Origin of the sequence: Pseudomonas sp. SM4 (assembly GCF_051913165.1) — a bacterium.
Lineage (GTDB): Bacteria > Pseudomonadota > Gammaproteobacteria > Pseudomonadales > Pseudomonadaceae > Aquipseudomonas.
Genome location: NZ_JBODOE010000007.1, coordinates 339,845 through 362,465, shown reverse-complemented (window position 1 = coordinate 362,465; position 22,621 = coordinate 339,845). Strand labels below are relative to the sequence as shown.

At 59.7% G+C, this 22,621-nt stretch carries 21 protein-coding genes; all 21 read left to right on the top strand.

Annotated elements, in window-relative coordinates:
- The first annotated feature begins 17 nt into the window (after positions 1 to 17).
- Positions 18 to 875 (top strand): NAD-dependent epimerase/dehydratase family protein, encoded by an 858-nt coding sequence (locus tag ACQ4MY_RS16110; protein WP_440095801.1) that lies wholly within the window; start codon positions 18 to 20, stop codon positions 873 to 875.
- On the top strand, positions 865 to 1,935 hold the full coding sequence (locus ACQ4MY_RS16105) for a class I SAM-dependent methyltransferase (RefSeq protein ID WP_008077080.1): 1,071 nt from the start codon (positions 865 to 867) through the stop codon (positions 1,933 to 1,935). The genes ACQ4MY_RS16110 and ACQ4MY_RS16105 overlap by 11 nt, the downstream gene beginning before the upstream one ends.
- A 17-nt stretch (positions 1,936 to 1,952) precedes the next feature.
- A complete protein-coding gene (locus tag ACQ4MY_RS16100) occupies positions 1,953 to 2,690 on the top strand; it encodes a cephalosporin hydroxylase family protein (RefSeq protein WP_440095795.1) in 738 nt (245 codons plus the stop codon).
- 50 nt (positions 2,691 to 2,740) lie between these two features.
- Positions 2,741 to 5,674, top strand: coding sequence for a TIGR00180 family glycosyltransferase (locus ACQ4MY_RS16095; protein ID WP_440095794.1), 2,934 nt, complete (start codon positions 2,741 to 2,743; stop codon positions 5,672 to 5,674).
- A 30-nt stretch (positions 5,675 to 5,704) separates the two neighbouring features.
- Positions 5,705 to 6,706: a UDP-N-acetylglucosamine 4,6-dehydratase (inverting) gene (gene pseB, locus ACQ4MY_RS16090; RefSeq protein ID WP_440095793.1), complete on the top strand. Its 1,002-nt coding sequence runs from the start codon at positions 5,705 to 5,707 to the stop codon at positions 6,704 to 6,706.
- Positions 6,703 to 7,866, top strand: coding sequence for a UDP-4-amino-4,6-dideoxy-N-acetyl-beta-L-altrosamine transaminase (gene pseC / locus ACQ4MY_RS16085; RefSeq protein ID WP_440095791.1), 1,164 nt, complete (start codon positions 6,703 to 6,705; stop codon positions 7,864 to 7,866). The genes pseB and pseC overlap by 4 nt, the downstream gene beginning before the upstream one ends.
- 6 nt (positions 7,867 to 7,872) lie before the next feature.
- The gene (gene pseF / locus ACQ4MY_RS16080) at positions 7,873 to 8,568 is read left to right on the top strand and encodes a pseudaminic acid cytidylyltransferase (RefSeq protein ID WP_440095790.1); all 696 of its coding nucleotides are present in this window, start codon (positions 7,873 to 7,875) and stop codon (positions 8,566 to 8,568) included.
- Complete coding sequence (pseG, locus tag ACQ4MY_RS16075) at positions 8,565 to 10,070, top strand: UDP-2,4-diacetamido-2,4,6-trideoxy-beta-L-altropyranose hydrolase (RefSeq protein ID WP_440095789.1); 1,506 nt, start codon at positions 8,565 to 8,567, stop codon at positions 10,068 to 10,070. Before pseF ends, pseG begins: the two co-directional genes overlap by 4 nt.
- Positions 10,063 to 11,115, top strand: coding sequence for a pseudaminic acid synthase (pseI, locus tag ACQ4MY_RS16070; RefSeq protein WP_440095788.1), 1,053 nt, complete (start codon positions 10,063 to 10,065; stop codon positions 11,113 to 11,115). The genes pseG and pseI overlap by 8 nt, the downstream gene beginning before the upstream one ends.
- A 226-nt stretch (positions 11,116 to 11,341) precedes the next feature.
- A complete protein-coding gene (locus ACQ4MY_RS16065; RefSeq protein ID WP_008077067.1) occupies positions 11,342 to 12,268 on the top strand; it encodes a ketoacyl-ACP synthase III in 927 nt (308 codons plus the stop codon).
- 91 nt (positions 12,269 to 12,359) lie between these two features.
- A complete protein-coding gene (locus ACQ4MY_RS16060) occupies positions 12,360 to 13,652 on the top strand; it encodes a motility associated factor glycosyltransferase family protein (RefSeq protein ID WP_440095787.1) in 1,293 nt (430 codons plus the stop codon).
- Positions 13,649 to 13,912, top strand: a complete 264-nt coding sequence (locus ACQ4MY_RS16055; RefSeq protein WP_008077064.1) for a hypothetical protein — start codon at positions 13,649 to 13,651, stop codon at positions 13,910 to 13,912. Before ACQ4MY_RS16060 ends, ACQ4MY_RS16055 begins: the two co-directional genes overlap by 4 nt.
- Positions 13,913 to 14,165: 253 nt before the next feature.
- Positions 14,166 to 15,017 (top strand): flagellin domain-containing protein, encoded by an 852-nt coding sequence (locus ACQ4MY_RS16050; RefSeq protein ID WP_008077063.1) that lies wholly within the window; start codon positions 14,166 to 14,168, stop codon positions 15,015 to 15,017.
- 74 nt (positions 15,018 to 15,091) lie between these two features.
- A complete protein-coding gene (locus tag ACQ4MY_RS16045; RefSeq protein WP_440095785.1) occupies positions 15,092 to 15,457 on the top strand; it encodes a flagellar protein FlaG in 366 nt (121 codons plus the stop codon).
- 82 nt (positions 15,458 to 15,539) lie between these two features.
- Complete coding sequence (fliD, locus tag ACQ4MY_RS16040) at positions 15,540 to 16,964, top strand: flagellar filament capping protein FliD (RefSeq protein ID WP_440095783.1); 1,425 nt, start codon at positions 15,540 to 15,542, stop codon at positions 16,962 to 16,964.
- Between the two features lie 128 nt (positions 16,965 to 17,092).
- Positions 17,093 to 17,488, top strand: a complete 396-nt coding sequence (fliS, locus tag ACQ4MY_RS16035; protein WP_008077060.1) for a flagellar export chaperone FliS — start codon at positions 17,093 to 17,095, stop codon at positions 17,486 to 17,488.
- A 10-nt stretch (positions 17,489 to 17,498) separates the two neighbouring features.
- Positions 17,499 to 17,795, top strand: a complete 297-nt coding sequence (gene fliT, locus ACQ4MY_RS16030; RefSeq protein ID WP_008077059.1) for a flagellar protein FliT — start codon at positions 17,499 to 17,501, stop codon at positions 17,793 to 17,795.
- Positions 17,796 to 17,967: 172 nt separating this feature from the next.
- Entirely contained in the window at positions 17,968 to 19,443 is a 1,476-nt protein-coding gene (locus ACQ4MY_RS16025) for a sigma-54 dependent transcriptional regulator (protein ID WP_008077058.1), read from the top strand.
- Between the two features lie 128 nt (positions 19,444 to 19,571).
- Complete coding sequence (locus tag ACQ4MY_RS16020) at positions 19,572 to 20,765, top strand: sensor histidine kinase (RefSeq protein ID WP_440095800.1); 1,194 nt, start codon at positions 19,572 to 19,574, stop codon at positions 20,763 to 20,765.
- A 5-nt stretch (positions 20,766 to 20,770) separates the two neighbouring features.
- Complete coding sequence (gene fleR, locus ACQ4MY_RS16015) at positions 20,771 to 22,162, top strand: sigma-54-dependent response regulator transcription factor FleR (protein ID WP_008077056.1); 1,392 nt, start codon at positions 20,771 to 20,773, stop codon at positions 22,160 to 22,162.
- A gap of 128 nt (positions 22,163 to 22,290) precedes the next feature.
- A complete protein-coding gene (gene fliE / locus ACQ4MY_RS16010; protein WP_008077055.1) occupies positions 22,291 to 22,620 on the top strand; it encodes a flagellar hook-basal body complex protein FliE in 330 nt (109 codons plus the stop codon).
- Position 22,621: the final 1 nt, after the last annotated feature.

Below are 22,621 nucleotides of genomic sequence, written 5' to 3'. Positions count from 1 at the left end.
TTGTGACAAATCCACCAATGAGTGTGCTGGTGACCGGCGCCACCGGTTTTGTCGGCCGGCACCTGGTCAGCGCGTTGCTCGCCAAAGGCCTCAAGGTGCGCGCAGTCTCTCGTAATGTTGAAGCAGCGCGTGCTTTACCGTGGTTTGCCGATGTTGAATTCGTCGCGGCAGATATTCATGCGGCGGATTTCGATGTCGAAACCCTGGCCCGAGGGATGGACGCCATTGCTCACCTGGCCTGGAGCGGGTTGCCGAACTATCAGGCGCTGTTTCATTTCGAGCGAAACCTGCCGTGCGACTACGCCTTTCTCAAGCGCGTGATCGCGGCGGGTATCGGTCAGGTGCTGGTGGCGGGAACCTGTTTTGAGTACGGCCTGCAAAGTGGTCCATTGCGCGAAACGGCCGACGCCAGGCCCTGCACGCCTTATGGCTTGGCCAAGGACACCCTGCGTCAGTTTCTTCAGGCCTTGCAGCGTGAGCACGCGTTCACGTTGCAGTGGGCCCGATTGTTTTATCTGCATGGTGAAGGGCAAAACCCCAATAGTCTGTTGGCCAGCCTCGACCGGGCCATTGATGCCGGCGACGCGCAGTTCAACATGTCGGCCGGTGACCAGTTGCGCGACTATCTGGAAATCACCCAGGCCGCTTCCATGCTGGCCACGCTGATCGTCCGTGGCGACGTCGCCGGGATCATCAATTGCTGCAGTGGCAAACCGGTTTCCGTGCGGGCGCTGGTCGAGCAGCGGGTTCAGCAACGGCAATCCTCGATCGCCCTGAATCTGGGGCACTACGGTTATTCTGCCCATGAGCCCATGGCGTTTTGGGGTGATGCCCAGCGGATCTCGCAATTAAAGGGTGAAGAACATGCAGCATGAGCTTTATCGGGCCAGCGGACTGCCGGTGCTGCAGAACCGCACCTTTGCCACCGCTGAACAGGCGCGGGCCTCGGGTGCTGCAGACATCGTCCTGGTGCAGGACAGCTCGAGCGGGCTGATCTTCAATCAGGCCTTTGATGCCAGCAAGCTCAGCTACGACGCTGACTATCAAAACGAGCAGGCGCATTCGGTGCAGTTCCAGCAGCATCTGAGTGCTGTCGAAGCGATTCTGGCACGCCATTTCAAGCATCAGAACCTGATCGAAGTCGGCTGTGGCAAAGGTTACTTCCTCGAAATGCTGCGCGGCCTCGGTTACGCCATCACCGGCATTGATCCTTCCTACGAAGGCGACAACAACGATGTGATCAAGGCACCGTTCACCCGCGAGCTGGGCCTTTCGGCTGATGCAATCGTGCTGCGCCACGTGCTTGAGCATATCCAGGACCCGGTAGCGTTTCTGGCGCAAATGGCGGCGGCCAACCAAGGCGGGCAGATCTACATCGAAGTGCCGTGCTTTGACTGGATCGTCGAACACAATGCCTGGTTCGATGTGTTCTACGAGCACGTCAATTACTTCCGTCTTGCCGACTTGCGCGCAATGTTCGGGACGGTGCATGAAGCCGGCCATCTGTTCGGTGGACAGTACCTGTACATCGTCGCCGACCTGGCGACGTTGCGCCGCGAACCGGTCGAGGCGCCGCAGTGGCTGACGCTGGCCAATACGTTTACCGCCAGCCTGGAGCGTGCCGTGCAGATCATTCAGGACGCCCCTGCACAGGGTTCGGCGATCTGGGGCGCGTCGTCCAAGGGCGTGATCTATTCGCTGGCCCTGCAGCGTGCCGGCGTCGCGGTCGACCATGTGGTCGATATCAACCCGGCCAAACAAGGCCGTTATCTGCCGCTCAGTGGCGCGCGGGTGTCCTCGCCACAGGAAGCCATGGACGCCTTGCCGGAAGGCGCCAATCTGTTTGTGATGAACTCCAATTACCTCGAAGAGATCAAGCGGATGACCGGTGGACGTTATGTCTATCACGCCGTCGACAGCGCTTCGTTTCAATGACCCTTGAGAATTTTCAAATGACCGACAACAGCATCCAGCAAGCCTTCGAAGCCGAATGCCAGGAAGAAATTGCCCGGCAGGGTGACGACCAGAAAGTTGTGGCACTTGCCCGTGAGTTCTTCAACGAATCGGCCAGGCACAAATACAGCTATCACTTCTCGTGGATGGGCCGCCCGATCATCCAGTTGCCACAAGACATGATGGCGATGCAGGAGATCATCTGGCAGGTCAAGCCGGACCTGGTCATCGAGTGCGGTATCGCCCATGGCGGTTCGATCATCTACTACGCCTCGTTGCTGGAGCTGCAAGGCCACGGCGAAGTGCTGGGCATCGACCTCGACATTCGCCCGCACAACCGCGAAGCGATCGAAAGCCACCCGATGGCCAAACGCATCAAAATGATCGAAGGCTCGAGCATCGACGCCGGCATCGCGGCGCAAGTGCAAGCGGCCGCCAAAGGCAAGAAAGTCATCCTGGTGCTCGACTCCAACCACACCCACGATCACGTCCTCGAAGAGCTGCGTCTGTACGCACCGCTGGTGTCGGTCGACAGCTACTGCGTGGTCATGGACACCGTGGTCGAAGACATGCCGGCCGACTTCTTCCCGGATCGTCCATGGGGGCCGGGCGACAACCCGAAAACCGCGGTGTGGAAATACCTGGAAGAAAACCAGGATTTCGCGATCGACCAGCAGTTGCAGAACAAGCTGCTGATCACCGTAGCGCCGGACGGCTATCTGCGTCGCGTTCGTTAATCAAAAACAGTTTCAGGCGTCTGGCAACAGGCCGGTTGTGGGGATAGAAAATGCAGGTTCAAAGCAGTAATCAAACCAACGTGACTCCGCTGAACGAGCTGTTCACGGTGGTGATCATCACCCACAACCGCAGTGCGTTTCTGCGCCGCACTTTGCACTACTACAGCAGCTACCCGGCGAAGGTGCTGGTGCTTGACTCGTCCACGCAGCGCGATGAGGGTATCGAGGAGGATTTCCCGTTTGCCGACTATCGCCACTTGCCTCAGTACTCCTACAAAGGCCTGCAAGACAAGTTGACCTGGGGCGTTGCGCAAGTGACTACGCCGTTCATGGTATTTGCCGCTGATGACGATTTTCTCCTGCACGATGCACTGACCGAATCGGTGCGGTTCCTGCACGCCAACCCTGATTACGGCCTGTGCCACGGTTACGGGATCATGTACCTGACCCGCGACACGGAAGTGAGTTATTTCCGCCGGGAAAGAAAGGTGCATGAGGACTACAACAGCGAGAGTGCCGAAGATCGCGTGTTGCAGTTCATGGACAACTTCCTGCCACCGTTCTATGCCGTGACACGCACCGACCTGCTGCAAAAATGGTACAGCCTGTTACCGCCAGGTACCGGTTTCGAATGGCAGGAAATCGGTCACACGTTCTATCTGTTGTCCTGTGCCAAGGCGCGCATCCTGCCGATCCCGTTTGCCGTACGCGAACTGAATTATGCCGCCTCCGAACACAACACCAATGTGTTGACGGTGCTGACGTTCACGGATGCGAAAACCGTTGCTGATCGTGAACAGTTTGCCGAGTTCCTTGCCTCGATTCCGACCCCGCTCAGCGACAAGCCCGTCGCCGAGATCAAGCAGATCGCGCTGAACAGTTTCGCCACCATGGCCGAATGTCTGCTCGCGGGACGCACGCTCAAGGGCACGTTGATCATCCGCTCATTCTGGCGTGAAGCCGCAGAGCCGCCCGTGCGCATGTTCGGTCCGGAGCAGTTCGTCGAAATGCCGTTCTACAACAAGCCGGTGTTCGATCTGTTGACCGAGTTCGAATTTCTCCTGCACGCGATGCCGGCGGGCAAGTTGCAGTTGCAATTGCTCGAGGGGATTTTGCTCAAGCAGCATGAGTTGTTGCGTGTTCACCCCAATGACAACGAGCGCACCGTACGGGCCCGGCTGTGGGAAGCATTGAGCCTCAACGTGTTCAACCGCACCGTGGTCAAACGCCTGGTCGAGTCGCTGAAAAACGCTGATGAGCCCGAAGAGTTGGCGAAACTGCAGGGCTGGGTCCAGCGTCTGGACAGCGTGCCGGGGCAGGACAATCGTCAACTGTTCGAAAACATGCCATCCGGTCAACTGTTGCAATGGCTTGATGCGCGGGACCCGCAACCGGCACAACTGGCGACGATCGCGCAACACCTTGGCCAACACGGTGGCGGTCCACGTTTCGGCATTCTGTTGCTGGACCTGGATGCCGACATGGTCAAGCTGCAAAGTACCTTCGACAGCCTGGTCGGTGGCCATTGCAAGGCATTCAATCTGGTGGTGTTCACCACGGGTGATTTGCCAGCCACCACCACCGTGCGCGACACCGTGCACTTCGTCAAAGTCAGCAGCAGTAACTACGTTGCGCAGATCAATCAGCTCATCGAGCAGTCCAGCGCCGACTGGATGCTGTTGGCCGAGGCGGGCGATCAATTCACCGCCAGCGGGCTGTTGCGCGCCAGTCTTGAATTGCAGGGTGTCGACGGTGTGCGTGCGGTGGCCATGGACGAATTGCAGCGCAAGGCCAACGGCGCGCTGGTCGATGTGTTCCGTCCGGGGGTCAACCTGGATCTGCTGCAAAGTGTGCCGTCGCTGATGGCCCGGCACTGGCTGATCAATCGTCAGGCGCTGGTGCAGGCGCGTGGCTTCACGGCGGATTATCCGCAGGCACTGGAATTGGATCTGCTGTTGCGTCTGATTGAAGACGGTGGCCTCGGTGGTCTGGCGCACCTGGCCGAACCGCTGCTGATCTGCAACGCAGCGGTCGAGGAGGAGAACGTCCAGGAGCGCCAGGTGCTGACCCGGCATCTGGCCGCGCGCGGCTATCGCGCCCAGGTCAGTTCGTCGCTCCCGCAAACCTGGCAGATCGACTATCAGCATCCGTCACGACCGCTGGTGTCGATCGTGCTGCGCAGCGAGGACAATCTCGAGCAACTGCAGCAGGTTCTGGTCAGCGTGTTGCAGCGCACGCGTTATCAGCAGCACGAAATTCTCATCGCCGACAATCACAGCCAATCCACGGAACTGGCCGCCTGGCTGGCCAGTCTGGACGGCAAGGGCAAGCGCATCCGGGTATTGCGCAGTGACGTGCGCCTGAGCGCATCGGCGCTGACCAACTTCGCCAGTGCCCAGGCCAACGGTGAGTACCTGGTGCTGTTGGCGGCGGATGCCGAAGTGGTCAACGCCAACTGGCTCGAAGCGCTGGTCAATCAGGCGCAGCGTCCGGAGGTCGGTTTTGTCGGCGCGAAGTTCATGGACAACCGGGGCGTTACCACCCAGGCGGGTCTGGTGCTCGGCCTGAATGACCACCTGGGCTCGGTATTTGTCGGTGAACGCAAAGATGCCAAGGGTTATCTGTTCGGCCATCAGGTAGAGCAAAACTACTCGGCCCTGTCCGGTGCGTGCCTGATGATTCGCAAAGCGCTGTTCGATGCGGTCGGCGGCCTCGATGAGGAGCATTTTGCCGATGCGTTCGCCGACGTCGACCTGTGCCTGAAGATCACCGATGCCGGTTATCTGGGCGTCTGGACGCCTCAGGCGCAACTGCTGCATTCGGGGCTGTTGCCGCAAGCCACCCAGGTCCGTGCGGCTCTGCGTGACAAGTGGCAGACGCGCTTCGCGCAGGACGCAACGTATAACCAGAACCTTTCCCTGACCGGCAAGGGCTTCACCCTCGGCCAGGCCTCCAGCATCGACTGGGCGCAATTGCTCGCCTAGGCCTGACGATCAGGAAACAGGACTCAAGACATGTTCAACGGTAAATCGATTTTCATCTCCGGCGGCACCGGCTCGTTCGGTCGCAACTTCATCCGCCGCCTGCTTGAGCAATACCAGCCCAAGCGCGTGGTGGTGTTCTCGCGTGATGAACTCAAGCAATACGAAATGCAGCAGACGTTCAATGCGCCGTGCATGCGTTATTTCCTCGGTGACGTGCGCGACGCCGACCGCTTGCGTCAGGCCATGCGTGGCATCGATTACGTGGTGCACGCGGCCGCCCTGAAGCAAGTGCCGGCGGCGGAGTACAACCCGACCGAGTGCATTCGCACCAACGTCAATGGCGCGGAAAACATCATTGCCGCCGCCATCGATAACGGCGTGCAGAAAGTCGTGGCGCTGTCGACCGACAAGGCCGCCAGCCCGATCAACCTGTACGGCGCCACCAAGTTGCTGTCGGACAAACTGTTCGTCGCCGCCAACAACATTGCCGGCGAGCAGCAGACGCGTTTTGCCGTGGTGCGCTACGGCAACGTCGCCGGTTCGCGGGGGTCGGTGGTGCCGTTCTTCAGCAAACTGATTGCCGAGGGCGCCGAGGAACTGCCGATCACCGATGAGCGCATGACGCGTTTCTGGATCACCCTCGATCACGGTGTGCAGTTTGTCCTCGACAGCTTTGCGCGCATGCACGGTGGTGAAGTATTCGTGCCGAAGATCCCGTCGATTCGCATCGTCGATCTGGCCCGTGGCATGGCCGAGCATCTGCCGCACAAACACGTCGGCATTCGTCCGGGCGAGAAGCTGCACGAACTGATGGTGCCGCTGGATGACGCGCGGATGACCCTGGAGTTTGCCGATCACTACACCATCCAGCCGTCGATCCGTTTCACCAGCGTCGATGTCGATTTCGCCGTCGACAAGCTTGGCGAGCGCGGTCAGCCGGTGGATGAACAGTTCGAATACCGATCCGACACCAACCCGCATTTCCTCTCGGTCGGGCAGATTGCCGACCTGCACGCGAAGCTGGCGAAATGATCCCGTACGGTCGGCAGAGTCTCGATCAGGCCGATATTGACGCCGTGGTCGAGGTGCTCAACTCCGACTGGCTGACCCAGGGGCCGACCATCGAGCGTTTCGAACAGGCCATGGCTGAACGCTGCCAGGCGGATTACGCGGTGGCGGTGTGCAACGCCACGGCGGCGCTGCACATTGCCTGTCTGGCGGCCGGGTTGGGCCCGGGCGATCGCTTGTGGACGACGCCGAACACGTTTCTGGCCTCGGCCAACTGCGGTCGTTATTGCGGCGCCGAGGTTGATTTTGTCGATATCGATCCGCTGACCTGGAACCTCGACGCTGTCACGCTGGCGGCGAAGCTGGAACAGGCCGAGCGCGACGGCACGTTGCCCAAAGTGCTGGTGGCGGTAGCGTTCTCCGGGCAGAGCTGTGATATGCGCCGGATCGCCGAACTCGCCGAGCGCTACAACTTCACTGTCATCGAAGATGCCTCCCACGCGGTCGGCGCCTCCTATGCAGGGCGCCCTGTCGGCTGTGGCGAATTCGCGGCAATGACCGTGTTCAGTTTCCACCCGGTGAAAATCATTACCAGTGCCGAGGGCGGCATGGTGCTGACCAACCGCAGGGAACTGGCCGAACGCTTGCAGCGCCTGCGCTGCCACGGCATGACCCGCGATCCGCAGCAGATGACCGAGCCGAGCCACGGCCCGTGGTATTACCAGCAAGTCGAACTGGGTTTCAATTACCGCATCACCGATCTGCAGGCCGCTTTGGGCTTGTCGCAGCTCGGCAAACTGGACGGTTTCATCGCCCGTCGTCGCGAACTGGCGGCGCGTTACGAGCGTCTGCTGGCTTACCTTCCGCTGACCTTGCCGAGTGCTCAGCCTGAAGCCGAATCGGCGTGGCATTTATACGTGGTGCGCTTGCAGACCGAGCGCCTCAACCTCAGCCACCGCCAGGTCTTCGAAGCGTTGCGCGCGGCCGGCGTCGGGGTCAATCTGCACTATATTCCGCTGCACTTGCAGCCTTATTATCGCGACCTGGGTTTTGCCGAGGGAGACTTCCCCGAGGCCGAACGTTATTACGCCGAGGCGATCAGCCTGCCGCTGTTCCCGCTGCTGACCGATGAGCAACAGGACTACGTGGTCGAGCAATTGCGCCGGCTGCTTCTTGAGGAATAAAACACCGTGAGCTGCGTTGCGATCATCCCCGCCCGTGGTGGCAGCAAGCGCATCCCGCGCAAGAACCTGATGCCGTTCGATGGCGTGCCGATGATCGTGCGCTCGATCCGCCTGGCGCTGGATTCAGGGTTGTTCGAGCGCGTGGTGGTCAGCACTGACGACGCAGAAATTGCCGAGGTTGCGCAGGCACACGGCGCTGACGTGCCGTTCCTGCGCCCGGCCGAACTGGCCGACGATTTCGCCGGTACTGCTGCGGTGATCGTCCATGCCTTGCAGCAGTTGCCGGGGTTTGACTACGTCTGCTGCGTGTACGCCACCGCGCCGCTGTTGCAGGCGCGTTATCTGCGTCAGGGCCTGGATTTGCTGGAGCAGCACGCGGACAAATCTTTTGCCTTCTCGGTCAGCAGTTTCGGTTTCCCGGTGCAGCGTGCGCTGACCCTCGACGGGCAGGGCGCACTGACGGCGATGTACCCGGAGTTTCGCAACACCCGTTCGCAGGATTTGCCCGAAGCCTTCCAGGATGCCGGCCAGTTTTACTGGGGTCGCAGTGACGCATGGTTGCGCGGTGAAGTGATTTTCTCGCCGGCCAGCCTGCCGGTGATTGTGCCGCGGCATCTGGTGCAGGACATCGATACGCCGGAAGACTGGAAGCGCGCCGAATACCTCTACGCCGCGCTGAAGGCCGGCGGAGAAATCTCATGAGAGTGCTGATCCGTGCCGACGCCTCGCCGACCATCGGCAGCGGCCACATTGCCCGCTGCCTGACGCTGGCGCGGGTGTTGCGCGAGCAGGGCAGTCATGTCGCGTTTGCCTGTCGACGCTTGCCCGGGCATCGGCTTGACGCCTTGCAGGGCGAAGGTTTCGAGACGTTCGCGCTGCCCGAACGTTACGTCGATGAAGACCCGCAGCAGGCCATCGAAGCCATGCTGCCGTGGCAGGCCGATATCGATGCACTGGACGATTTGCTTGAGGGGCATGCCGACTTCGACTGGATCATTGCCGATCACTATGGCCTCGATCATCACTGGCAAACCGCCGCCCGCCGCTGGGCGCCACGGATTGCCGCGGTGGATGATCTGGCGAGCCGACGCTACAGCGTCGATCTGTTGCTCAATCAGAACCTGTCGGGCTTGAGCGAAAACTACGCGCCACTGCTACCAGACGGCTGTCGCACGTTGCTCGGCCCGCGCTACGCCATGTTGCGTGAGGAGTTCCGTTGCCCGGCGATCGAAATCAGAGCCAGGGTGCGGCGGGTGCTGGTGAACTTCGGCGGTTTTGATGCGGCGATGCAGACCCATCATGCGATGCTCGCGCTGGCCGATTTTGCGCAGCTTGAAGTCGACTTTGTCGCTGGCGCCGATAACCCGGCGTGGGCGCCGATGCAGGCTTTGGCCGAGACGCGGCCGCACTGGCGCCTGCACAGTTTTGTCAGCGATTTTTATCAGCGCATGAGCGCGGCCGATCTGTTCATCGGCGCCGGCGGCGGTACCAGTTGGGAGCGCGCGGCCATGGGCCTGCCAACGATCTGTATCGCTGTGTCGAACAACCAACAGGCCAACGGCGAAGTCATGGCGGCCGCCGGGGCGCATGTGTTCATGGGCGCTCGCGAGCAGGTCAGCGTCGAGCAACTGCGGCAGGCCATCGGTTTCGTCAGCGATAATTTTTACCTGCGGCAAAGCCTCGCCGAGCGTTCGCGGCAACTGGTCGACGGTCGTGGTGCGCTGCGCGTGGCGGCGGCCTTGGCCGGCGCGGTATTAAAGGTTCGCCTGGCGACTGCGGACGATGCGCGCTTGTTGTTCGACGGGCGCAACGCCGAGGCCGTGCGGCGTTGGTCGAATGATCAAGGCGTGATCGACTGGGCGCAACATCTCAACTGGTTGAATGCCAGTTTGCGCAACCCGCAGCGTCTGCTGCTGATCGCCGAGGCTGATGACGGCCCGGTGGGCGTGTTGCGTTATGACTTGCGCGGGCTTGAGGCCGAAGTGTCGATTTATCTGCTCGAACGGCGTTTCGGTCTTGGCTGGGGCAGGGCGTTGCTGGCTCGCGGCGAATCGTTCGTCCGCGAATACTGGCCGCAGCTCACCGCCATCACGGCCCAGGTGTTGCCCGCCAATCGCCCCTCATTGAATGTTTTTCGTGACGCCGGTTTCACCCAGAGTGCCTGCGCGTTCACCCGTGTTTTGAAGGATCACCCGCATGCCTAGTTTCAAGATTGGCGACCGCCTGATCGGTGCCGACGCGCCGCCCTTCATCATTGCCGAGATGAGCGGCAACCATAACCAGTCGCTGGAAGTGGCGCTGCAAATCGTCGAGGCGGCGGCCAAGGCCGGCGCGCACGCCTTGAAGCTGCAAACCTACACCGCCGAAACCATGACGCTGGACATCGCTGAAGGCGAGTTCTTCATCAAGGACCCGGGCAGTCTGTGGGCGGGCACCTCGTTGTACGAGTTGTATGAAAAAGCCCATACACCGTGGGAATGGCATGCACCGATTTTCGCCCGGGCCAAAGCGCTGGGCATGCTCGCCTTCTCGACGCCATTCGATGTCAGCGCAGTGGATTTTCTGGAAAGCCTCGATGTGCCGGCCTACAAAATCGCCAGTTTCGAAAACACCGACTTGCCGCTGATCCGTCGTGTGGCGGCGACCGGCAAACCGCTGATCATCTCCACGGGCATGGCCAGCATCGCCGAACTCGATGAGACCGTGCGTGCCGCCCGCGAGGCCGGTTGCAAGGATCTGGTCCTGCTCAAATGCACCAGCACTTATCCGGCCACCCCGCTGAACAGCAACGTGCGCACGATCCCGCATCTGCGCGAATTGTTCGGTTGTGAGGTGGGGCTGTCCGATCACTCCATGGGTGTGGGCGTGTCCGTCGCGGCCGTGGCGCTCGGTGCGACCGTGGTGGAAAAACACTTCACCCTCGACCGTGCGGCCGGCGGCGTGGATGCCAGTTTCTCGCTGGAGCCGGCGGAAATGGCCAGCCTGGTGCTCGAAACCGAACGCGCCTGGCAGGCCATGGGCCAAGTGCAATACGGCCCTACCGAAGCCGAGCGCAAGTCGCTGGTGTATCGCCGTTCGTTGTACGTCACCGCCGACATGGCCGCCGGTGAACCCTTTAGCGGGGACAACCTGCGCGCCATTCGTCCGGGTCTCGGCCTGCCGCCCAAGCATGCCGAGGCCGTCATCGGTCGTCGCGCGCGCACTCCGATCAAGCGCGGCACGCCGCTGGACTGGTCGTTGGTCGAATAAGCCGATCTGCACCGATTCGGCAAAATAGCGTGACCTGCGAGTCATAACGCGCATCTTCACTGTATTGTATTGATCGGGGAGATGGCGCCTGGCTCGTTTTCGATTCCAGTGATAGCCCTTTGCGCTCCCCGTGGCTGCCCGTTGTGGCGGCCGTTTTCTGTTTGTCGGCGCCCCTCGAAATCCTTGCGAGCGGTGGTCTTGGGCTGTTTTTTATTGGGAAGCCGTAATGATTGGCATAAAAAGCATTGCGAGCTACGTACCTGTAGCCGGCGTGGACAATTACGCACAAGGTGCAAAATTCGAGAAGGATGAAGAATTCATCCTTGGCAAGATCGGTTCGGCCTTCCTGCCTCGTAAAGACGCTGACCAGGAAACCTCCGATCTGTGCGTGGAAGCGGCCAATGCGCTGTTTGCCAACAACCCTGAGCTGAAACGTGAATCGATCGACGCACTGATCGTGGTCACCCAGAACGGTGACGAAGAGGGCCTGCCGCACACCGCAGCGATCGTCCAGGACAAACTCGGTCTGCCGACCAACGTCGCGGCGTTCGACATTTCCCTGGGCTGCTCCGGTTACGTCTACGGTATCTACGCGATCAAGGGTTTCATGGAAGCCGCCGGCCTGAAAAATGGCCTGCTGATCACCGCCGATCCGTACTCGAAGATCGTTGACCCGGAAGACCGCAACACCACCATGCTTTTCGGTGATGCCGCCACCGCAACGTGGATGGGCGAAGACCCGGCCTGGGCGCTGGGCAAGGCCAAGTTCGGCACCGATGGTTCCGGTGCGCCGCACCTGAAAGTCACTGATGGTGTGTTCTTCATGAACGGTCGCCAGGTGTTCAACTTTGCCCTGCTGAAAGTCCCGGCACACTTGCATGAGTTGCTCGACGACTCTGGCCTCAAGGCCGATGACATCGATGCGTTCTGCATTCACCAGGGCAGCGCGGCGATTGTCGATGCCGTGGCACGGCGCTTCGAAGGCGAGCCGGAGAAGTTCATCAAGGACATGGTCGAGACCGGCAACACGGTGTCGTCGAGCATTCCGCTGCTGCTGGAAAAGCACGCCCTCGACTCGCAATGGCAGCGCGTTGCCCTGAGCGGCTTCGGTGTGGGTCTGTCGTGGGGTTCGGCGATCATTTATCGCCCCTGAGCCCGCTCTTCATCGGTAAATCGCGGCACAAAAAAGCGCTCAAGGTGTAACCTTGAGCGCTATTTTTTTGCCTGAACGTTCACGAGGCGCCATGAGCGATTTTTTTCAATCGAATGCCGACATCATCCAGCGTCGCTGGCCATTGGTAGCGGCCCGTCTGCTGGCGGAAGATCCGTCCCCGTTGCAGGCTGATCTGGTCGAAGGGCTGGGTTCGACGCTGAGCATCAACGGCATTCAATTGACCAGCCGTCATGACCGCACTCGCGAGGCGCAAGTCCAGGCCGCGAGCCTGCCCGACGATAGTCTGGTTCTGCATGTCTATGGCACCGGGTTGGGCGATTTGCAGTTGGAACTGTTGCAGCGTCCGCAGCTCAAGCAATTGCACGTGCATCTGCTCAACGGCGCGGTGTTTGCGCTGGTGTTGCAGTTGCTCGATCAACAACCGTGGCTCAATGATCCGCGCATCGAATTGCATTACGCCGGTGACCTTGCAGAAATCTGCCTGCCGTTCTTCGCGTTGCCCGCAGAGCTGGTGTTGGCCGATGACTACAACGCCAAGATCCGTGATCGGCTGATCAGTGAAACTCACCTGACCTTCAATAATCGCGAGTTCGATCCGCAAGCGGCGGACATCGTCGAGCGTTTGCAGGCCAGTCACGCGTTGCTGCAAGGCGATGGTGATGTGGCTGCGCTGTTCGCTTCGCAGCCGGGGCGCGACGTGTTCGTGATCGCCACGGGGCCGAGTCTGGAACTGCACTTCGAGCGCCTGCAAGCCATTCGCGCACAGGCCGAGCGGCCGTTGTTCATCTGTGTCGATACGGCCTATCGGCCATTGCTGGACCACGGTATTCGTCCGGACATTGTGGTCAGCATCGATCAGCGCATTTCAGCGCGGCATCTACCCGCAGCGAATACCGCTGCAATAACCCTCGTCTATATGCCGATGGTCGACCCGCGGATGCTCAAGGACTGGCAAGGCCCGCGCCATGCGGCGTACTCGGCCAGTCCGATCTATCAAACGATTCGTCAGCAACTGCCGCGCGGCGAACTGTACGTCGGTGGCAGCGTGATTCACCCGGCGGTGGATCTGGCGGTGAAGATGGGCGCTGCGCAGATCACCCTGTTTGGTGCCGACTTTGCCTTCCCCGGCGACAAGACCCATGCCGGTTGGGGCGACGGTGACCTGGGGCCGCAATTGATCGCCGCCAAACACTGGGTGCTCGATGGCCACGGCCAGCGCATCAAGACGCAGCTCAATTTCCGCAGTTATCTCTGTGAGCTGGAGCGTTACATCGCCGGGCATCCACAGGTGCGTTTCTATAACACCAGCCGGGCCGGGGCGATGATCGCCGGGACGGCGTTTCATCCGGAGATCGCGGTATGACTGATGTATTTGTGGTTCAGGCGCAGCAATGTGCGGCGTTGTTTCGTCTGGGGCGTGATGTGGAGGCGAGCCTGGCCATGAGTGAGCTGGCGGGCGCATTGCAATCGGCGTTCGATCAGGCGCCGCCGGACAACCAGCAGCAGTGGTTACAGATTCTCGGGCTGATGTTCCATTGTCAGGCGTCGCAGAACTGGTTGGCGCTGGCTGACTACCTCGAATACGAACTGGTCCAGGTGATCACGGACAGTCTGTCCTTTTAAGCAATTTTCTCCTGCGCGTTGCCACGACGCTCTGCTCGTCTGCTTTCCGGCGTTTTCCTGGCGCCATTTTTACGCTGCGCAACTGCCGCCAAGTCCTTGATTTACGAGGGATGGCTACCTGATGGCAATTTTTTTTGAAAATCCCCTAAAGCAAGTTCCAATTCCGACGATAACTATTACGAAGGTTCTCTAGGCCATACCCGGCGGTTGCCAGGGCCGGAAGCCGCAGTACCCAACCAACGAGGAATTCGTCATGGCTTTAACAGTAAACACTAACGTCACATCGTTGAACGTTCAGAAAAACCTGAACCGTGCTTCCGACGCTCTGTCGACTTCGATGACCCGTCTGTCCTCCGGCCTGAAAATCAACAGCGCTAAAGACGACGCCGCCGGCCTGCAAATCGCTACCCGTATGACTTCGCAGATCCGCGGTCAGACCATGGCTATCAAAAACGCCAACGACGGTATCTCGATCGCTCAGACCGCTGAAGGCGCGATGCAAGAATCGACCAACATTCTGCAGCGTATGCGTGAACTGGCTGTTCAATCCCGAAACGATTCGAACGGCACTGCTGACCGCGCTGCTCTGAACAAAGAATTCGCTTCGATGTCGGACGAGCTGACTCGTATCGCCAAGTCGACCAACCTGAACGGCAAAAACCTGATCGACGGCACTGCTGGCACCATGACCTTCCAGGTTGGTTCCAACACTGGCGCTACTAACCAGATCACCCTGACCCTGGACAGCGGCTTCGACGCAGCTACCCTGTCGGTTGATTCGGCTACCGTACAAATCACCGGTAACGACTCCGCTACCGCTGAAGCTTCGATGAACAACGCGCTGACCAAAATCGACGCCGCTCTGGCCAAGATCAACTCCAGCCGTGCAGACCTGGGTGCTGCCCAGAACCGTCTGACCAGCACCATCTCCAACCTGCAGAACATCAACGAAAACGCCAGTGCTGCACTGGGTCGCGTACAAGATACCGACTTCGCTGCTGAAACTGCACAGCTGACCAAGCAACAAACTCTGCAACAAGCTTCCACCGCAGTTCTGGCTCAAGCCAACCAACTGCCATCCGCTGTACTGAAACTGCTTCAGTAATAGCTGGTGAGTTTTGGCGGGGGAGTGCGCATGTCGCGCTCTCTCGCTTTTTACTTTTCTAAGAGGTGATGGACATGGATATGAGCGCCAAGCTGAACTTGTCTTATCCTGCGGCCAAGCAGGCGACGACTGTTGCCGAAAAGCCTGCGGAAAAGCCTCGCCCGGTGGTTGCCCCGGTGACTGCTGTCAAGGAAGAAAGTAAAAGCGAGCAGACCGCGCAGGAAAAACTGAAGATGGCCGTTCAGGAAATCGAAAAGTTTGTGCAGTCGGTCAAACGCAATCTGGAGTTCTCGATTGATGAGCCTTCAGGCAAAGTAGTAGTCAAAGTGATTGCCAGCGAATCCGGTGAGGTGATCCGTCAGATCCCCAACGAAGAAGTGCTGAAACTGGCAAACAGTTTGAATGATGCAAGCAGCCTGTTGTTCAGCGCTAAAGTCTGACAGCTGGCACGAATTTTGTTGCTATGTTCTTTTGGGCGTTGTAGTGGTCAAAAGACCGGCGACACACTGAAGGGAGTTCCACATGGCAAGTCCAATTCTACCGGGCACGGGTTTAGGCTCCGGCCTTGATACCGGTGCTATCGTCAAAGCCTTGGTAAACGCTGATAAAGCGGCCAAGCAAGGTCAGATCGACCGTGGTACCGCCACCAACACGTCGAGCATTTCCGGTATTGGTACTTTGAAGTCGCTGCTGGCGACGTTCCAGAAGACCCTGACTGATCTGGGTAGCACCACCGCCCCGCAGTTCACCGGTTTCGCGGCAACGTCCTCCGACCCCAAAGTGTTGGGTGCCACTTCGAGCAACTATGCCGTTTCCGGTAACTATGTTGTCGACGTCACAAAACTTGCCACGTCTTCGAAGGTCGCTTCTGCGGCATTCTCCGGCGGCAATACCAGTTCGATTCCGCCAGGTACGCTGACCATCACCCAAGGTGGCAAAAGCTATCCGGTGACCGTCGCGGCGGGCGCAACCCTGCAGTCGGTGCGTGACTCGATCAACACCCAGTATCAGTCCAAGGGCTTGAGTGCCAACATCGTGACCGACAGCTTCGGCTCGCGTCTGGTATTGGGCTCGACCACCACCGGTGCCGGCTCCGACATTTCCGCGAGCGGTATTGCTGGCCTGGAAATCAACGGCAACAATAAAATGTCGTCGCCGGCGACCGCCGCCTCGTCGGGCGCGATCGGCGAATTGGCGCAGGACGCCGAATTCACCGTTGATGGCCTGAAGATCACCAGCAGTTCCAACACCAACGACACGGCCATTTCCGGGTTGACCCTGAGTCTGGCGGCCGTCGGCAAATCCACGGTCACTGTTGCGTCGAACAATGACGGGCTGAAAGCCTCGATCCAGAAGTTTGTCGATGCCTACAACGCGGTCGCCAACGCTGTAACGTCGCTGACCAAATCGTCGCTCGATGACGACGGCAAGCTCACCGTAGCTGGCCCGCTGACCGGTGACCCATTGCCGCGTTCGATTCTCAATGCGCTGCGCGAACCTCTGTCGCAAACCGGTTCTGGCGATAAATTGACCGTGTTGTCGCAGTTGGGCATCACCACTGATCAGAAGACCGGTGCGCTGAACTTCGACAGCACCAAGTTCACCGCCGCGATGAACAAGAAACTCGGTGGTGAAGTGCAGACCCTGTTCACCGGTACTAACGGGCTGCTGGAGCGCATGAATAATGCGGTCAAGCCGTTCACTGAGTCCAAGACGATCAATGGCAAGGTTCAGGATTCGATCCTCGATGCGCGCAGTAAAGCGCTGGATGCCACCAAAAAGCGTCTAAGCAATGACCAAGATGCACTGGATCGCCGGATCGCTACCCTGACCGATGTACTGACCAAAAAGTACAACGACATGGACACCTTGGTCGGCAAGCTGAAAGCCACCGCCAGCAACATCACTTCGATGTTCGAGGCGTTGACCGCTCAGCAGAAAGGTTAAGGCTGTAAACGCCAAAAGCCCGGCAGCGTAAGTGAGCGCTCCGGGCTTTTTGCATTTGGATCTAAAGTTTTTTGACGCGTCGTCGATACACTCGATATGCGACCCACAAAAATTTGATGAGGTAGAACATGAATCCGATGTTAGCCCTTCGCCAATACCAGAAGATTGGCGCCCAGGCGCAGACTTCCGAAGCCAGCCCGCACCGTCTGGTACAGATGCTGATGGAGGGTGGTCTTGATCGTATCGCTCAGGCCAAAGGCGCCATGGAGCGCAAGGACATCCCCAACAAAGGCGTCCTGATCGGCAAAGCCATCGGCATCATCGGCGGCTTGCTCGAAGGGCTCGATCTGGACAATCAGTCGGAATCGGTTGGCGAGTTGGCCAATCTTTACGAATACATGATGAAGCGTCTGACCGAAGCCAACGCCAAGACCGACCCGAAGATCCTCGACGAAGTCGCTGACCTGTTGCGCACGGTCAAGGACGGCTGGGATGCCATTGGCACGCCGGCTCCACAGTTTTAAGGAGATCACCATGAGTCTTGTATTGCAGCGAATCGAAGAAACCCGCGAGGCTCTGGCCGGTGCTCTGGCCGAGCGCAACTGGGAAGCCATCAGCGAGCTGGACATGGCTTGCCGTTCCTGCATGGAAGACGTCTTGAGTGAAGCTTCGGTGGACGAGGCCGCATTGCGCGACAACCTTGAGGAATTGCTCGGGGTTTACAAACAGTTGCTGGATGCAGCGACCGGGGAGCGGCAGGCAATAGCCGATGAGATGTCGCAGATCACCCAAGCGCAGAATGCGGCAAAGGTTTACCATCTGTTTGGTTAATTAACCCCCAGTTAATCCAGACATGTGCGCCATAAATTTGACTGTGCACGGTTTTTTGACTTAACTAGTGGCTGATTTCAGATTTCAGGCGTCTACAGGCACATGGTGTCCTGCAAGCGTCTCGCTTGCCCCATTTTTCGGGCATTGAGTTGACTAGGGAAGTTGCTATTGCATGTGGCGTGAAACCAAAATTCTGCTGATCGATGACGATAGCGTCCGCCGCCGCGACCTGGCGGTGATTCTAAATTTTCTCGGCGAAGAAAATTTACCCTGCGGAAGCCATGACTGGCAGCAGGCAGTCGGCTCTTTGTCGTCTAGTCGTGAGGTCATTTGCGTACTGATCGGGACGGTCAATGCTCCTGGTGCGCTTTTGGGCTTGTTAAAGACACTCTCAACCTGGGATGAGTTCCTTCCAGTGTTGTTGATGGGCGATAATTCTTCCGTCGATCTGCCGGATGACCAGCGTCGCCGCGTGCTGTCGACCCTCGAAATGCCGCCCAGCTACAGCAAACTGCTCGACTCGCTGCACCGTGCCCAGGTCTACCGCGAGATGTACGACCAGGCCCGCGAGCGCGGCCGTCATCGCGAACCCAATCTGTTCCGCAGCCTCGTCGGCACCAGCCGGGCGATCCAGCACGTGCGCCAGATGATGCAGCAAGTGGCCGACACCGACGCCAGCGTGCTGATCCTCGGCGAGTCCGGTACCGGCAAGGAAGTGGTTGCGCGCAACCTGCATTACCATTCCAAGCGCCGCGATGCGCCGTTCGTGCCAGTCAACTGCGGGGCGATCCCGGCCGAGTTGCTCGAAAGCGAACTGTTCGGCCACGAGAAGGGCGCTTTCACCGGCGCCATCACCAGCCGTGCCGGTCGTTTCGAGCTGGCCAATGGCGGTACGCTGTTCCTCGACGAAATCGGCGACATGCCGCTGCCGATGCAGGTCAAGCTGCTGCGCGTGCTGCAAGAGCGCACCTTCGAGCGCGTGGGCAGCAACAAGACCCAGAGCGTCGACGTGCGCATCATTGCCGCGACCCACAAGAATCTCGAAAGCATGATCGAGATCGGCACCTTCCGCGAAGACCTCTACTATCGCCTGAACGTGTTCCCGATCGAGATGGCGCCGCTGCGTGAGCGCGTCGAAGACATCCCGCTGCTGATGAACGAACTGATCTCGCGCATGGAACACGAAAAGCGCGGCTCGATCCGTTTCAACTCGGCGGCGATCATGTCGCTGTGCCGTCATGGCTGGCCGGGCAACGTCCGCGAACTGGCCAACCTGGTCGAGCGCATGGCGATCATGCACCCGTACGGGGTGATCGGCGTGGTCGAGTTGCCGAAGAAATTCCGCTACGTCGATGACGAAGACGAGCAGATGGTCGACAGCCTGCGCAGCGATCTCGAAGAGCGCGTGGCGATCAATGGCCATACGCCGGACTTCAGCGCCAACGCCCTGTTGCCGCCGGAAGGCCTGGACTTGAAAGACTACCTCGGTGGGCTGGAGCAGGGCCTGATTCAGCAGGCGCTGGATGATGCCAATGGCATTGTGGCGCGTGCGGCCGAGCGTCTGCGTATCCGTCGTACCACCCTGGTCGAGAAGATGCGCAAGTACGGCATGAGTCGGCGTGATGGTGATGAACAGGCGGATGATTGACGCCTGTTTTTCAACTTCTTCATTTATAAGCAGTTTTTTTTAGGCACGGGTATTGCTACATCCCTCGCAACGTTCCGTTTAACTGACGGTCAGCCAAGCGAGAGAGCACAATGCCCCAAGCCGCCCAGATGTCATCTGCCTCCAGTCCCGAGGGGCAATCGTCCTCCGTAGAACAGGCAAGCCGACAGGGCCTTGAGCAGGCGTTCGCGCTGTTCAATCAGATGTCCAGCCAGTTGACCGACTCCTACAGCATGCTTGAAGCGCGGGTCACCGAGCTCAAGGGCGAGTTGGCCGTGGTCAGTGCCCAGCGCATGCAGGAGCTGGCGGAAAAAGAACGCCTGGCCAACCGCCTGCAAAACCTTCTGGACCTGTTGCCCGGTGGCGTTATCGTTATCGATAGCCACGGCATTGTGGTCGAGGCCAATCCGGCGGCCATCGAGTTGCTCGGGCTGCCGCTGGAAGGCGAATTGTGGCGCCAGGTGATTGCCCGCTGCTTCGCCCCGCGTGAAGACGACGGTCACGAAATTTCCCTGAAAAACGGTCGACGCCTGTCGATCGCTACCCGCTCGCTGGATGCCGAGCCGGGGCAATTGGTGCTGCTCAACGATTTGACGGAAACCCGTCACCTGCAAGATCAGCTGGCGCGCCACGAGCGCTTGTCGTCGCTGGGGCGGATGGTTGCCTCGCTGGCGCATCAGATCCGCACGCCATTGTCTGCGGCCTTGCTCTACGCCAGTCATTTGACTGAGCAGGAATTGCCGGTCGCCACCCAGCAGCGTTTTGCCGGTCGCCTCAAAGAGCGGCTGCATGAACTGGAACATCAAGTGCGCGACATGCTGGTATTCGCCCGTGGTGAATTGCCGCTGACCGATCGCCTCACCCCGCATGCGTTGATGCAGTCGCTGCAAGCGGCCGCACTGACTCATGTGCAGGATCTGCCGATTCGCTGGCAGTGCGACAGTCATGTCGGCGAGTTGCTGTGCAATCGCGACACCTTGGTCGGGGCGTTGTTGAATCTGATCGAAAACGCCATCCAGGCCAGCACCGCCGAGGTGCGCCTGAAAGTGCATTGCTATGCCCGCGATAACACCCTGCGCCTGTGCGTCAGTGACAGTGGCAGCGGTATCGATCCCGTGGTGCTCGCCCGTCTGGGTGAGCCGTTTTTTACCACCAAGGTCACCGGTACCGGCCTCGGCCTGACCGTGGTCAAGGCTGTGGCCCGTGCGCATCAGGGAGAATTGCAACTGCGCTCACGTGTTGGGCGCGGTACGTGCGCGCAGGTGATCCTGCCGCTGTTTTCCGCTGTACAGGGAGCTGAGTGAAAGACATGGGCATCAAGGTTTTGCTGGTCGAGGATGACCGCTCGTTGCGCGAAGCACTGGCCGATACGCTGCTGTTGGCCGGCCATGATTACCATGCGGTCGGCAGCGCTGAAGACGCGTTGACGGCCGTGGCGCGCGAGGCGTTCAGTCTGGTGGTCAGCGACGTCAACATGCCCGGTATGGACGGCCATCAATTGCTCGCCTTGCTGCGCGCCCGTCAGCCGCAATTGCCGGTGCTGCTGATGACCGCGCATGGCGCCGTCGAGCGTGCGGTCGATGCCATGCGCCAGGGGGCGGCGGATTATCTGGTCAAGCCGTTCGAACCCAAGGCATTGCTTGACCTGGTCGCGCGGCATGCGTTGGGTTGCATCAGCGTCGGCGAATCCGAGGGGCCGATCGCCGTCGAGCCGGCCAGTGCGCAATTGCTCGATTTGGCCGCCCGCGTGGCGCGCAGTGATTCCACGGTGCTGATCTCCGGTGAGTCCGGCACCGGTAAAGAAGTGCTGGCGCGCTATATCCATCAGCAATCCCATCGCGCCAATCAGCCGTTCATTGCGATCAACTGTGCGGCGATCCCCGACAACATGCTCGAAGCGACATTATTTGGTCACGAGAAGGGCTCGTTCACCGGTGCCATCGCGGCGCAGGCCGGCAAGTTCGAACAGGCCGACGGCGGCACCATTCTGCTCGACGAAATTTCCGAGATGCCTTTGGGCCTGCAAGCCAAGCTGTTGCGCGTGTTGCAGGAGCGTGAGGTCGAGCGGGTCGGCGCGCGCAAACCGATCAATCTGGATATTCGTGTGGTCGCCACCACCAACCGCGATCTGGCGGGCGAAGTGGCAGCGGGGCGCTTCCGTGAAGATCTTTTTTACCGTCTGTCGGTTTTCCCCCTCGCTTGGCGTCCACTTCGCGAGCGCACTGCCGATATCTTGCCGCTGGCTGAGCGCTTGCTCGCCAAGCACGTCAATAAAATGAAGCATGCGGCGGCAAAACTGTCGCCAGCGGCGCAAGCCTGTCTGACCGGCTACGCGTGGCCAGGCAATGTGCGCGAGCTGGATAACGCCATTCAACGGGCACTGATCCTGCAGCAGGGCGGGTTGATTCAGCCGCAGGATTTCTGTCTCGCCGGGCCGGTGACGTTTGCCGCTTTGCCGGTGGCAGCGCCGGCGCCCGCGCTGATTCGTGAAGTCGACATCGAGGCGGATTCCGCCGGCGCACTGGGCGATGACCTGCGTCGTCGGGAGTTTCAGATGATCATCGACACCCTGCGCACTGAGCGCGGGCGTCGCAAGGAGGCGGCGGAAAAGCTTGGCATCAGCCCGCGTACCTTGCGCTACAAACTGGCGCAAATGCGCGATGCCGGGATGGACGTCGAAGGCTACCTGTTCGCCACCTGATCCACGCTGCAAGGATTTCAAAACGCTTTTCTGAAAGGGTCGGGCCTGAGCTGGCACCCTTGTTGCTAACACCTGTGTACCCGCCGAGTGAGTGTCAAAAAATTGCGGGCCGCCCAAGAGAGTAGACCATGAGCCAAGGTATTGAATTTAATCGGTTGATGATGGACATGAAATCCATGCAAATGGATGCCATGTCTGCGCCGAAATCGACTGCAGCTGTCCCTGAACTGGCGGGCAGCAGCTTTTCCGACATGCTCGGTCAGGCCATCAACAAAGTCAGCGATACCCAGCAGGCGTCGACCCAATTGGCCAACGCCTTTGAAATCGGCAAGAGCGGCGTTGACCTGACGGACGTGATGATTTCTTCGCAGAAAGCCAGCGTGTCGTTCCAGGCTCTGACCCAGGTGCGCAACAAACTGGTTCAGGCTTATCAAGACATCATGCAGATGCCGGTATAAG